The organism is Paraburkholderia sp. GAS348, assembly GCF_050434205.1.
In the GTDB taxonomy this organism is placed as follows: domain Bacteria; phylum Pseudomonadota; class Gammaproteobacteria; order Burkholderiales; family Burkholderiaceae; genus Paraburkholderia.
In genome coordinates, this window is sequence record NZ_JBNPVT010000038.1 from 17462 (window position 1) to 31178 (window position 13717).

Genomic DNA, 13717 nt, shown 5'->3' on the forward strand with positions numbered 1-13717 from the left:
GGCAATGCGGCATATCAACCACGGCTGGGCGAAGCCGCCTTGCGCCTTACGCGAAGAACTCGATCAGGGCGTGCGCTACCGCTTTCGCATCGTTTTCCATCGGTATATGACCGGCCGCGGGGATCCGAAAAAGCGAAGAATTCGGAATCTCCTTGACGAAACGCTCTGCGTGCTGGATCAGCTGAAAGCTGTCGTCTTCTCCCCAGACGAGCAGCTTGGGTGTCGCGGATGCACGCAAGGCGGGGACGAGATCCATCGTGTAGTGGCTATATGCTGCACCCGCAAGCGCGAGCCACGAGCGTGCCACCCGTGGATCGGTCCACGGTTCCAGATATTCGGCGATTTCCGCTTCGGTCGCGGGGCGGGCCAACGCCGTGACGACCGATTTGCGGCGGGCCGCCAAAATATCCTCAGTCGTGGTTGCTGCCGCAACGGCCGGGTCGCGAAAGCGTGCGACGCCGGGAACCGGCCATGAATCGAACATGACCGCGTTGACCAGCGCGAGGCGGCTTACCTCGATTTTGCCATCGACCAGAATATGCTGTGCGATCCCCCCGCCAATATCGTGGCCGGCAATGCCGACCGGACCCGTGATGCCCAGCGCCCGCAGGAATTCCGCTGCCCAGTCGGCGAGCGCCGGAATCGACGCGTCAGCGAGCCCAAGCTCGCCGCCAGACCGGCCGAAGCCCCGCAGGTCCACGGCGATGGGGCGCAGTCCTGCAACTGCGAGATCATCGATTACGGGTTGCCACACCCGGCTCCAGTAGGTGCCATGGAGCATTAGCACCACGGGGCCTTGTTCGCCGGCGGTTAGGTAGCTGGCCGGTGTACCCGCTACGTCTACAGTCTTTCTTTGCATGGGATCAAACTCTCTGAACGGTCGATGGAACTCAGCGGATAAACCGCTTCACGTAATCGGCGCCAAGCCCGATCGCCTCGTAGTGCTTGCGTGCCGCATCAATCTTGGTGAACACGTCTTCATAGCCGACTGCGACTCCCTGCGGATCGACATAGGTGTAGCCGCCCGTCACATGAAACCACGTGATCATTTCTTCAACGTCGTCCGGCACATAAAGCGTGTGGGTCTCGCCTGCCGGCTCGTGTGCATACGATCCCTGTTCGGCAATCCATTCGTGCTCGAGGTAATACCAGCGCCCCTTCAAAACCAACGCATGCACGGGACCCGTGTGACGATGGCGCGACAGAACGCCTGACTGCCGCACACGCAGCATGTTGACGTAATAACCTTGGCTCGCGTTGAGAAGCAAAGGCTTGAACGATACCGTTGGCGTCATTGGCACCCACAAGGTGTCGTCCTCGAGCCATTTATCCAGCGCACCCGCATGCACGATGTCGGCAGACATGTCCGGCGGCTGTGGATGTTGATACGGAATCGCTTGCGCATCCGGCTTTCTCTGGTTTGCTTCAGTCATTTCACGATCCTAATAGAAAGTTGACCATCGCGTTGTTGCAGCACATGCCGCGAAAAACAATAGGATTCGGGTCACGTTGAACCAAGTTGTGTCACTATAGTAGTGTTTGACATAGATGACAAGAATAAAATTCGTGTGTGGGCACTATAGGGTTGGTCCGGCTCACGGGCATCCCGGTTCTCCGAGGAATGCGAGGCCGGCACTTCCACTAGATCTGAGGCCGGCCGGAAAAAGTGGAAGCCAACAATCCGTAAAATTCAGGAATGGAGGCATACATGAATCGAATCCCAAAAGCCGTCTACACGAAGGAATTCCGTGAAGAGGCGGTGAAGCTTGCAATGACCGAGGGCGTTGGCGTATCGGAGGCTGCGCGTCGGCTGTCGATATCAATGAAGACAGTGGCAAACTGGGTGCGTGCTGCGAAGGCCGGCAAGCTGGAGCGTGTGGGGCAGCATCAAAAGCCGTTGACGGAGATCGAAGCTGAACTCGGGCGGATCAAACGGGAGCTGGCCGAAGTAAAGATGGAGCGCGATTTACTAATAGGACTTACGCAGATTTCATTCGAACGGTCGGATTTTTGAGCTGCTGACGGAGGAAGTCATCGAGCATCTGGTGTTTGACCTGTTAGAGGGTACGGCAGGTTTGCCTGGCGATCTCAGCGAGACGAATCCATACCAGTACGGCGCAGGCGATCTGATTGCGTTGGATGCGCGCTTTGCGGCATTGGCAGCGCTCGATCCCGGTCAGTTCTTTGGCCTCGCGATGAAACTGCTCGATCTTCCAGCGCAGGCCGCACGCGTCTTGTGTGGCCTGAGAAGAATCCTGAGTGAGGTCGTTGGTGACGACCCGGTCCGTGCGGCGTGTCGACACCTCAACCCGGAACAGGTTCACGTTGTGATGTTTGCGACACCAGGGGAAAGAGGTGGCCGCGCAAATTCGGACAATCGGATAACAGTCGACAAATATCGAGTGCTGTTTTATTTCTTTCGCGATTGCGCAAGAAGCGGCAAGCATGGCGAACCGGTCGGACCGGCGCTTGCAGAACCTGATATATCCGACGGCTGCAGTACGAAGCCACAAGGCCGATGAGGAGCAAGCGCGCAAATTTCCATGATGGCTCGTGCGGCAGCAAGCACATCAAAAGCCGTATGTACGGACGCAGTCGTGACCCTCAAAATGCAAACCAATCTTGCTCATAGGCGGGAGTCCATGTACGGATATACAGCTTCAACCCATCCTGTCGATGTCGGAACACACGAAACACTGGCGCAATCGGGACCGGTTCACATACGACCAGTTCTATCGAAAGCGGCCCGCATAGCGAACAGGGCAATCGAATCTTGGTGAACGCCTATTCCCCCAGCAACGATACATAGGCATCGAATCGATATTCTTTTGATAGTACGAGGCCGGGAGTTCATTCCGATCGGACATAACAGGTATTCCTTACGCATGCCTACCCGTCGGCTACACCAGTGAATAGCATCAAATTGCGCAGGTCGAACTATCAAACAGATTTCGCTCATTGCGCTGCAAATCAGCAACCGGCACTGTGAGCGGGTCGCACTCTCAAACCGAGGTGGTACATTCATAAACCTCATGCAAAAGCCGACCAAAATGCGTTTGATGTCGCTCCGGCTCCCACGCAGACTACGGGTACGGTCAGTGCGAATACCGGTTTGGAATGCCCAGTTTCCTGTGTAGTAGCAGCACTCTATGGGGCATGACGTCCAGACCGCCCCGCGAGCACCCATGCGTTTCGTGAAGGACATCGTTGGTAGATCGTGAGCAAAAAACTCAGGCTACCGAAAAACGCGCGACAAATCGTTGCGCCACGAAACATAGCTGACCTGCCAGACGCCAGGTTAGGCCTGCGTCGATAAGGAGACTTGAAATGCAAAGAGAAATATCTGCGGACTTCCCGTTCGATCTAAAGAGAACTCGCGTGCACGACGCTGAAATGGCATATATCGACGTCGGCGAAGGTGATCCGATCGTCTTCCTGCACGGCAACCCCACATCGTCCTACACATGGCGAAACGTCATTCCCCTCGTACAGCAGCTCGGACGGTGCCTTGCGCCCGACCTGATTGGAATGGGTGAGTCAAGCCCGTCGCCGACCTACTCCTACAAATTCGTAGACCATGCGAACTATCTCGATGCGTGGTTCGACCAGTTAAGCCTGCGCAAAAAAGCCATCCTGGTTGTTCAGGACTGGGGGGCAGCGCTCGGGTTCGATCGTGCGGTTCGCTTCCCCCACTCGGTATCTGGCATCGTTTACATGGAAGCGATGGTTCGCCCGAGGCTGTGGACCGATATGCCGCCGGAGCGCCAGGCGATGTTCAAACGGCTGCGCGGCGAAGAAGGAGAAAGAATGTGTCTCGAGGACAACTTCTTCGTCGAGAAGATGTTGTTCGAATACGGCGTCATTCGCGAGTTGACCTCTCGTGAGAAGGAAGTCTATTTGAAGCCATTCCGCGAACCCGGTGTCTCGCGTCTGCCGACGCTTGTGTGGCCTCGGCAAATCCCGTTCGACGGTGATCCTCCGGACACGTATGCCCGTGTCAAACGATACAGCGACTGGCTCACACAAAGCGTCCATTTGCCCAAGCTCTTCATCAACGCCGAGGAAGGACACGGAACGGCCGGCGCGGCGCGGGAGTTTTGCCGGGCGTGGCCCAACCAGCGCGAGATCTCTCTGCGCGCGAAACACTATTTGCCCGAAGACTGCCCACACGAGATTGGGGAGGCGGTGGCCCAGTTCGTGACACAGGTTCGTGGTGCGGCCTGGTCCGCGCCCACGGCATCGTAACGTCGAAGCAAGGGCGAACGTCTCATCATGTCGACAATTCAATCTGCGCAGCCGCATGTGGCTGGCGGCCAATCGACCGCCGGGAGCCATGGGTCGAGAGACCCATGGGTCTGGCTCCGTGACGAACTGGCCGCCGCCCTGGGGGCGTCAGTGTACTTTGGCACCGCTCACCTGGCCGTGTACGCGGCCGATGCCTCCAATTACCGACAAGTTCCGTTGGCGGTGGTCATCCCCACGTCGATCGACGAACTGATCAAAGGGATTGAGGTATGTCGGCGCCACAACGCACCTGTCCTGATGCGAGGTGCCGGTACCTCAATGAGCGGGCAAACCGTCAACACGGCAGTGGTGTTCGACGTATCAGCCCACTGTTCGAGCATTCTCGATCTGGACCCCTCCTCGCGCACAGCGCTTCTTGAACCCGGTGTGATCTGCGATCAGCTTCGCGACGCGGCCGAACAGCACGGACTCACGTTTGCGCCGGATCCGTCGACGCATAGCCGGTGCACGTTGGGTGGGATGATCGCAAATAATTCCTGCGGTCCACACTCTGTAATGGCCGGAAAGACGCTTGAAAATATCGAAGAAATAGAAGTTCTGACGTACGACGGGGCGCGCTTCTGGGTGGGGCCGACCAGCGAGGACGAACTCGAGCACATCATTGCAGAAGGCGGACGAAAGGGAGAAATCTACACTGGCCTGCGGGCGCTTCGTGACAGGTATGCCGACCTTATCCGCAGCCGGTTTCCGAACATCAAGCGTCGCGTCTCGGGCTATAACCTGGATCAGTTGCTGCCTGAAAACGGCTTCAATGTCGCCCGCGCTCTTGTAGGAACCGAGGGCACGTGCGCGCTGACGCTTCGCGCCCGTGTCCGTCTGGTTCATAGTCCCGCGCATCGCGTCGTTCTGGCACTGGGATTTCCCGACATCTATACGGCAGCCGACGCGGTACCAGAATTTCTGCAATGCTCACCACTTGCGATTGAAGGTCTCGACCGTCAAATCATCCGGGGACTCGAAGCACGAAACCTGGCAGCTGCCGAGATCGCGATGTTGCCCGAGGGCGATGCGTGGGTTCTCATGGAATTCGGTGGCGAGAATCCGGAAGATGCGGTTGCCAACGCGGACCGCGCTGCAGCAACGATTCTGAATCGGGCTAGCGGGCCCGTTCCGACCAGCGAACTCCTTGTCAGCCCCGAAGACCAACGGCGGATCTGGTCGATCCGCGAGAACGGCGCCTCCAGTACACAACTGTCGATCAACCCGGGGGAGCCGGATCCCAAAGTCGGTTGGGAAGATGCGGCCGTGGATCCGCATCGGCTCGGCGACTATCTGCGTGCTTTTCAGGCGTTGGTCAATCGTTATGGGTACAAGACATCGCTGTTCGGGCATTTCGGCGATGGGTGTGTCCACGCTCGTATCACCTTCGACTTCAGGGATGCACAAGGGGTACTTGGATATCGGCAGTTCGCACGGGAAGCCGCGCAGCTCGTGGTCGATTATGGCGGCTCGTTGTCGGGCGAACACGGCGATGGCCAGGCAAAAGGCGAATTGCTTCCAATTATGTATGGCGACGAGCTGATGGAGGCGATGCGTACCTTCAAGAAGATCTGGGACCCGCAGGGCCGAATGAATCCCGGAAAAGTTGTGGATGCACGCGGTCTCGACGAAGACCTGCGTATGGGTCCGGCTTACAAGGTCGTGAACTTTTCGACCAGGCTTCAGTTCAGGAGCCAGGAAGGAAATGGCTTCCAGCGAGCAGTGGAGCGTTGTGTCGGGATGGGACGTTGTCGCTCCGAGCAGGGGAACACCATGTGTCCCAGCTATCGGGCGACGCACGACGAGCGCTTTTCGACTCGAGGCCGCTCCAGAGTTCTGTGGGAAATGTTGCAGGGAGATCTGATCGAAGACGGCTGGCAGAGCGAGCCGGTGAAGGAGGCGCTGGATACCTGTCTTGCGTGTAAAGGATGCCGGAGCGACTGTCCGACTCATACGGACATGGCCTCGTACAAGGCCGAGTTTCTCTCGCACTATTACGAACGCCGCAGACGTCCTCGTCAGGCGCTATCGATGGGCCGCATCGGGGACTGGGCGCCTCTGGCCGGTCGCTTGCCGGGTCTGGCGAATGCACTGACGCAAACGCCGGTCATTTCGTCCATCGCAAAGCGAATCGCCGGTGTTGCCGCGGGAAGGACGCTGCCGCGATTTGCACCGCAAACGCATAGAAAAATTCACAAACGTCGTCCCGCCAATCCTTCGCGATCGTTGAAGAAGGTGATTCTTTGGGTAGACACCTTCTCCGAGCACTTTCATCCAGAAATAGCCAATGACGCGGTCGACGTACTGGAGGTCGCCGGCTTTGACGCGCAGTTGCCCTCGCGGCGCCTCTGTTGCGGCCGGCCGCTCTACGACTATGGTTACCTCGACGCGGCCCGTGAACGTTTGCAGACGATTCTCGATACGTTGTCTCCCCTGTTTGACGGAGACGATGCCGCCGTCGCGCTCGTCGGGCTGGAGCCCGGATGCATGTCGGTGTTCAAGGACGAACTGTTGAAAATGTTCCCGGATGATCCACGGGCGAAGGTCCTCTCCGACAACGCTTTCCTGCTTGGCGACTTTCTCAGCGTGAGCGGGTACCGCCCGCCCCGGTTTGACGCCGAGGTCATCGTCCATGCGCACTGCCACCAGAAGTCCCTCTTCGGCGTGACGGGTGAAAAAGCCATTCTTGCCGCGATGGGTGTAAAGGCGACGTGGCTCGACAGCGGGTGCTGCGGAATGGCTGGTTCGTTTGGTTTTGATCCAAGGCATGAGGAGATCTCAGCGAATGTGGGCGAGCTCGTGCTGTTGCCCGCTGTGCGGCAGGCCCCCAAGCAGGCGTTCATTCTGACGAACGGCTTCAGTTGCCGGGAGCAAATCCACCAGAAGACCGGTCGCCAGGTCGTGCATTTCGCTGAGCTTCTAAAAATCGCGCATGAGCGTGCAGAAGCCCGGTCGGACGACGGAAATGCCGCGACCGCGGAAGCATCAGCGGAAAGTGCATAGAACCGAGCCAGTAACGGATACATACCGACCATTCAAGGAGCGCATTGTGACATCCTCGCTAACGCCTCATATTCACCAGCCCATTCGCGGTGTACTCGCGCCCGTCGTGACTCCGTTCGGATACGACCTGGAAGTGGACACGCAAGCATTCATTGAGCACTGCAAGTGGCTCGTGGACGCCGGCGCAGGTTTGGCAGTGTTCGGAACAAATTCGGAAGCCGCCTCGCTGTCGTTTTCCGAACGAATGTCGTTGCTCGACACATTGATCGACGCTGGACTGCCCGCCGGAAAAATGATGCCGGGCACGGGCACATCGTCGCTGAAGGAGACGGTTGAGCTAACCCGCCATGCCGTCACAATGGGGGCAGCCGGTGTTCTCATGTTGCCACCGTATTATTTCAAGAATCCGTCGGAGAACGGCCTGTTCGACTACTTTTCCCGAGTCATCGACTTGGTTTCGGACTCGCGCCTAAGGACCTATCTCTACCACATCCCTCAATTCACCCAGGTTCCGATTACCCTGACGCTCATCGAGCGCCTGATCAAGCGCTACCCGGGAATTGTTCGTGGCGCAAAGGATTCATCAGGAGACCTGGCGAATACCGAGTCCATGATTCGCAGCTTCGGAGCGGACGGATTTGATGTGTTTCCCGCAAGTGAAGCGTTCCTGGCTCGATCCATTGAAATCGGCGGTGCCGGATGTATCAGCGCCACAGCGAATATGAATCCGCGCGGCCTCGTCGAGCTATACACCGCGTTGATTTCGGGTGAACCGACGAATACGTTGTCCGCCGCATTGACTATCCGCGAAATCTTTATGTCGACGCCAATGATTCCCGCCATGAAATACGTGATGTCGAAAGTCACTAACACGCCCGCATGGTCGGTCGTGCGGCCACCCCTGACTTCGTTCGCAGACGAGGCGGGCCTGGACCTGATGAAGCGGCTAAGCGACGTTCGGTTTGTTATGCATGGCCTGAACTCGTAGCAATCAGCCCTGCTCCACCAACGTGGGACAGAGGCCACAGATCCCCATTTCCGCTCCGCAATAACACGAAGCCTGCGGTGCGCCGTACAGAGGTAAGTCGGCGCGACGACAGGCAAAAAGCCGGAGGCATCGGGATCTGCATGAGGATTCGATGAGGAGACACGTATGAACAGTTTGGAAAGTTACGCCGCGCAGCCCCCTGCATTCGTACCGGCCGGAAATTTGACGAAGACATCCCTCGTATTCGTCATGCTTTTGCTCGGCATCTCATACATGTTTAACGCGATGGACCGTCAGGTGTTCCCCGCGTTACTCGGCGGAATTCGGATGACCTACGGCTTAACCCTGGCTCAGTCAGGATTCGCCAGTACCGTATTTACGATCAATGTCGCCATTTTTGGCGCGGTTAGCGGGTGGTTCCTTGCACGCTTCACACGCCGATCGATTCTCTTCGGCGGTCTCATTGGTTACTCGCTCTTTACGCTTGCCACACCTTTCGCCCAGGGCTTCATCAGCCTGTCGGTCTATCGCGCTTTCACGGGCGTTGGGGAAGCGCTGCAGATTGCGACGATCTTTTGCTGCATTGGGAGCTATTTCGGTCGGACCCGCGGTGCAGCGATGGGGGTTATGCAGGCGTTTTTCGGCTTTGGAGCGCTCGTAGGCCCGATCGCCGGCACACGTCTGAGTGCGTGGGTTGGATCGTGGCAGATCCCTATGTACGTTTTCGGCTCCGCTGGCATTCTCATTGCCGTCGCGGTCTGGTTCCTCATTCCTTCCGATTTCATCGAGGCCGCGGAGCCGGGTAGTGGTAGTACTGACACGCTTCGGGTGACGCGTGAAGACGTTCCCCGACTGCTCAACCGAAACGTGCTGCTTGGTTCAATCTCGTTTGCGCTAGTCGGACTGGCTTTCTTTTCGTATTCGGCGCTCTACGCAACGTTCCTTCGCGAGCATTTGCATTATTCGCCAATAGCGGCGGGCTCTGCACTGGGGATGTACGGGCTTGGCGCAATGGGCGCGGTCGCTGGCGGCTGGGCAGGCGATCGGCTCGGAAAAAAGGGCGTTTTTGCTGGTCTTGCAGTTCTCGCAGCAGTGAGCTTCGCCCTCTTCAATGGTGCGTCACGGCCGCTCACGCACGAGGTTCTATCCTTCGTGTTCGGTCTGATGGTCAGTGGCTTTTTCTATGCCCGCTTCGTCTCCATCATTCAGCGCAGTGCCCACCCCGCAAAAATTGGGTATGCCGTATCCGCAGCAATGGCCGGATTCTATATAAGCGGGCCGTTCGCCGGATTTCTCTTTGGGAAGCTCGCGGAAATGTGGGGGTGGTCTATCGCCGCCAATGTGATGGTGTTCGCGCCCCCGTGTGCCGCCATTGTTCTCATGAGCTTCTTTGATTTCTCCCGGCTCCGTTGAGTACGGAGAAAACGAAGCTAGTCGTGCCCGGCCGCCGTAGCCACCAGGCTTCAACCGGAAATTCCGGAAGAACCAAAAAAAACGTCATTATCAAAACCGCTTCTGTTGTGAGGTAGAGCAATGAATCAACATCACAATCCGTCGCCCCGGCGACGCGCGCTGGTCATCGGCGCTTCCCTGGCGGGACTCTTTGCGACCGCATTGTTGCGCAAGGCGGGCTGGTCCGTCGAGGTTTTCGAGCGTTCCGAAGTGGAACTGTTCGGACGGGGAGCGGGCATCACGGTGCAGCCGGAGCTCCGCGAGGCGCTCTTGGAAAGCGGTGTGGACGTTAGCCGGCTCGGTGTCGAGATCACCGATCGCATTGCGATCGACCAGGAGGATCGCGTCATCGAGCGGCTGACCTATCCTCAGATCGTGACGTCGTGGGACAAGCTCCATCATTTGATGCGAACCATGGTCCCAAGCGAGCATCACCATCTCGGGTGCAACCTGCAATCCGTCGAACAATCGTCGTCGGGGGTAACGGCCTATTTCACCAACGGGCGTGTAGAGAAAGCCGATCTGCTCGTCGCGGCGGACGGTTATCGCTCGACGGTGCGCGAAATATATATGCCTGAAATCCAGCCGATTTACGCGGGCTATGTGATCTGGCGCGGCGTCGCAGACGAGAGCGCCATGCCGAAGTCCGCAAAAGACACGATCTTCGACAAGTTCGCGTTCTTTTTGCCGCCGAACAACAAGATTATCGGCTACCCGATTCCTGGCCAGGATCACGCGCTTGAGGCGGGTCGTCGGCGCTACAACTGGGTCTGGTACCGACCGGTCGACAAGGAAGCGCTCGAGACCATGCTGGTGGACGAAAACGGCGCTTACCATCCGATCTCGATTTCGCCTCAGAAGGTTCGCCAGGATTTGATCGACGCAATCAAGCGCGCAGCCAAAGGCAACCTTCCGCCCTCGTTTAGTGACACGCTGACGGCCATTCCCCGCCCCTTCTTCACGCCGATCTACGACCACTTCTCTCCGAAGATGGTGTTAGGCCGGGTCGTGCTGATTGGCGATGCCGCTTCCGTTGGCCGACCGCACATTGGGATGGGCGTCGCCAAAGGCGCATCGGACGCGCAGGCACTTGCGGATGTTTTGCGCGACGCTTCGATGCCGGTCGAGCAGGCACTGGCGAAGTTCGAAAAGGACCGCCTCGACGTCGGTCAAAAGGCGGTGGAGCGTGGTCGTACGCTCGGTGAGTATCTGCTGTTGCCACACCGCTCCAATAACACCTCACACGACGCGCATTGGCAAAAGTTTCACAGTGTCCACGGCATTCTTAAGAACACGGCTTCGTCCGACTTCCTCAAACCGCTTTGATGGTTGGCTGCACTGAAATCCCGGCGACGCCGGACACGAAACGCAACTAGAGAGATTGAGATGTATACTTCCGACCTTCCAGTCCCGGACTTTTCGAAAAACATGCGCATTATTGGTCATTCAGACCAGGGTGGCCGCCCCGACGGTGTACAGCTCATGGTCCATCGTGGCTATGCATACGTGGGCCATATGTTCTCGAAAGGATTCAGCGTCATTGACGTAAGGGATCCTACGAAACCAACCCCGGTCAACTATGTACCGGCAAAGCCCGACACCTGGAATATTCACCTGCAGACGCACGACGATCTTCTGCTTGTGATTAACGCCAAAGACATGTTCGCCGCGATCGAGTTTCAGGACGAGCGCGCGTACTATAGCGGCGCACTCGGCCAGAAAGTAGGCACGGCCAGCAAGCCGAGCACTGGGCGTCATTGGCGCGCAGGACTAGCCGTCTACGACATCTCGAAGGGAGACTCTCCGCGCGAAATCGGCTTTATGCCAGTGGAAGGCGGCGGCATTCACCGCGTGTGGTACACCGGAGGCCGCTGGGCCTATGCGTCGGCGCTGCTTGATGGATACACGGACTATATCTTCATCACCATCGATATGTCCGACCCCCGGAACCCGAAAGAAGCCGGCAGATTCTGGTTGCCCGGCATGCATGTCGCCGGTGGAGAGGTGCCTTCCTGGGACGGCTCCAGACGGAACGGTCTGCACCATCCGATCGTTCACGGAGATACGGCGTATTGTGCCTGGCGGGACGCCGGGATGGTCATTCTGGACGTGGCTGATCGATCGGCGCCGAAACTGATCACACATCGGAACTGGTCGCCCCCATTCGGCGGGGGCACGCACAACTGCTTACCGCTCCCCGATCGTGATCTGCTGGTCGTGCTCGACGAAGCAGTGCTTGATCATCAGGAAGATGGTGAGAAGTTTGTCTGGATGTTCGACGTCCGTGAGAAGCGCAATCCGATGAGCATCTCGACATTTCCGACGCCGGCCGAGTACGACTACAAATCGAAGGCTGGACACTTCGGGCCTCACAACCTGCACGAGAATCGTCCGGGGTCGTTTGTCAGCTCGGAAATTATTTTCGCAACCTATCAGAACGCGGGCATACGTGCGTTTGATGTACGCGATCCGTACCGGCCAGTCGAGATCGCCGCGTGGGTGCCGCCCGCGCCGACACGTCTGATGGACCAGCGTCCAGACCGTCCGCGAGTAATCCAGTCTGCCGATGTGTTCGTGGATTCGAACGGCATCGTCTATTCGACCGATTACAACGGCGGTCTCTACATCCTGGAGATCGAATCGTGGCAATAAACGCAGCGATTGTCGGGCTCGGGTGGTGGGGAAAGCACCTGATGCGTCAGATGGCCGGGTCCGATGTACTCCGGTTCGCCGCCGCGGTTGGTAGTCGAGACGCTCACCGGGCAGCGGCCGACGCGTATGGCGTGCCATTCACAACAGACTTCGAGAGCATATTAAACGACGATGGCATTCAAATCGTGGTGCTGACTACACCTCATGCCTTGCATGCCCAGCAGGTCATGAAGGCTGCTGCGTGGGGAAAGCACATCTTCTGCGAGAAGCCGCTGGCGCTCACCGTCGACGATGCGATCAAGTGTGCCACCGCGTGTGAAAAGGCCGGCGTTCGACTCGGACTCGGGCATGAGCGCCGCTTTGAAACCGCAATGGTGGAGATCCGCGAGCTAATCAGGCGTGGCGAACTCGGGACCGTCCTGCACGCCGAAGGCAGTTTCAGCCATGACAAGCTCGCTAACGTGCCAACCGAAAACTGGCGATTTACTGGCACGGATCTGGCTCCCCTGCCGATGACCGCCACGGGCGTTCACCTGACGGATCTTATGCTCGATATGCTCGGTGACGTCTCCGAGGTGTACGCCTCGTCACCACGTCGTGACGACGGCGCGGTGAGCAAGGCTCTCTCGCTGCACCTGCGCTTTTCCAGTGGAGCTACGGGTTACGTCAGTTCCATACTCGAAACGCCGCTTTACATGCGATTCGCTGTCTTTGGAACCGCTGGTTGGGCAGAGGTTCGAAACCTGGCGCATCCCGATTCTGGCGGTTCAAGTATCACGACCATCCGCACTACGAACGGTACTGAAAAAACTATCGTGCACGATTGGAATGATTCGGTAAGAGCGAATCTGGAAAGCTTCTGCCGCGCCGTGGCCGACGGTGCACCCTATCAGATTTCTGTCAGCCAGATGATTCGGAACGTTGCCGTCACGGCGGCCGCCTCTGAATCGCTAAGGAGCGCTCGACCGATTCAGTTGTAGAGCGGGTAACGACAACAAATACGTTGTCAATTTAAATATACATACATTTGGAGACTCGTTGATGAACATGCCCGGTTGGGCTGTGGTGCAAATAGCGATCAACGAATCGGGTAGAGTGTCGAGCTGATCGATTTGAGGGGCCGCGATGAGCAGGCTGAAGAGTTTGGACGGGCTGTTCGCCGGCCGTCACTTTGACCGTGACGCGATCATTCTTTGTGTGCGCTGGTATCTACGCGACAAGCTCAGCCTGCGCGATCTGGTCAAGATGATGGCCGAACGGGGTTTGTCGCTGGCGCACACCACGATCATGCGTTGGGTGATGCGTTTCACGCCGGAGTTCGTCAAGCGCTGGAATCGT

General features: G+C 57.9%; 9 protein-coding genes and 3 pseudogenes. 9 read left to right on the plus strand and 3 right to left on the minus strand.

Annotated features, from left to right (window positions below; all coding sequences use genetic code 11):
- Positions 1-46 precede the first annotated feature (46 nt).
- Together P3T22_RS31840 and P3T22_RS31845 are read right to left on the minus strand one after the other, a co-directional pair.
- Complete coding sequence (locus P3T22_RS31840; RefSeq protein ID WP_429327103.1) at positions 47-859, minus strand: alpha/beta fold hydrolase; 813 nt, start codon at positions 857-859, stop codon at positions 47-49.
- A gap of 31 nt (positions 860-890) precedes the next feature.
- Positions 891-1433, minus strand: coding sequence for a 2,4'-dihydroxyacetophenone dioxygenase family protein (locus P3T22_RS31845; protein WP_429327104.1), 543 nt, complete (start codon positions 1431-1433; stop codon positions 891-893).
- A gap of 275 nt (positions 1434-1708) precedes the next feature.
- On the opposite strand from P3T22_RS31845, the pseudogene P3T22_RS31850 reads away from it, so the two are divergent.
- A pseudogene (locus P3T22_RS31850) lies at positions 1709-1972 on the plus strand (transposase); the annotation flags it as partial.
- 7 nt (positions 1973-1979) lie between these two features.
- Here the strand turns inward: P3T22_RS31850 and P3T22_RS31855 are convergent.
- A pseudogene (locus P3T22_RS31855) lies at positions 1980-2336 on the minus strand (transposase); the annotation flags it as partial.
- 991 nt (positions 2337-3327) lie between these two features.
- Here P3T22_RS31855 and P3T22_RS31860 point away from each other — a divergent pair.
- The 8 genes and pseudogenes from P3T22_RS31860 to P3T22_RS31895 all read left to right on the plus strand — a co-directional run.
- Positions 3328-4245, plus strand: coding sequence for a haloalkane dehalogenase (locus P3T22_RS31860; protein WP_429327105.1), 918 nt, complete (start codon positions 3328-3330; stop codon positions 4243-4245).
- A 27-nt stretch (positions 4246-4272) separates the two neighbouring features.
- Positions 4273-7287 carry an FAD-binding and (Fe-S)-binding domain-containing protein gene (locus tag P3T22_RS31865; RefSeq protein ID WP_429327106.1) on the plus strand — a complete coding sequence of 1005 codons (3015 nt, stop codon included), beginning with the start codon at positions 4273-4275 and terminating at the stop codon, positions 7285-7287.
- A gap of 46 nt (positions 7288-7333) precedes the next feature.
- On the plus strand, positions 7334-8275 hold the full coding sequence (locus P3T22_RS31870) for a dihydrodipicolinate synthase family protein (protein ID WP_429327107.1): 942 nt from the start codon (positions 7334-7336) through the stop codon (positions 8273-8275).
- 165 nt (positions 8276-8440) lie between these two features.
- Positions 8441-9688: an MFS transporter gene (locus P3T22_RS31875; protein WP_429327108.1), complete on the plus strand. Its 1248-nt coding sequence runs from the start codon at positions 8441-8443 to the stop codon at positions 9686-9688.
- A 120-nt stretch (positions 9689-9808) separates the two neighbouring features.
- Positions 9809-11053, plus strand: a complete 1245-nt coding sequence (locus P3T22_RS31880) for an FAD binding domain-containing protein (RefSeq protein WP_429327109.1) — start codon at positions 9809-9811, stop codon at positions 11051-11053.
- 3 nt (positions 11054-11056) lie between these two features.
- Entirely contained in the window at positions 11057-12379 is a 1323-nt protein-coding gene (locus P3T22_RS31885; protein WP_429327110.1) for an LVIVD repeat-containing protein, read from the plus strand.
- Complete coding sequence (locus P3T22_RS31890; RefSeq protein WP_429327111.1) at positions 12370-13359, plus strand: Gfo/Idh/MocA family protein; 990 nt, start codon at positions 12370-12372, stop codon at positions 13357-13359. Before P3T22_RS31885 ends, P3T22_RS31890 begins: the two co-directional genes overlap by 10 nt.
- Before the next feature lie 145 nt (positions 13360-13504).
- A pseudogene (locus tag P3T22_RS31895) lies at positions 13505-13717 on the plus strand (IS6 family transposase); the annotation flags it as partial.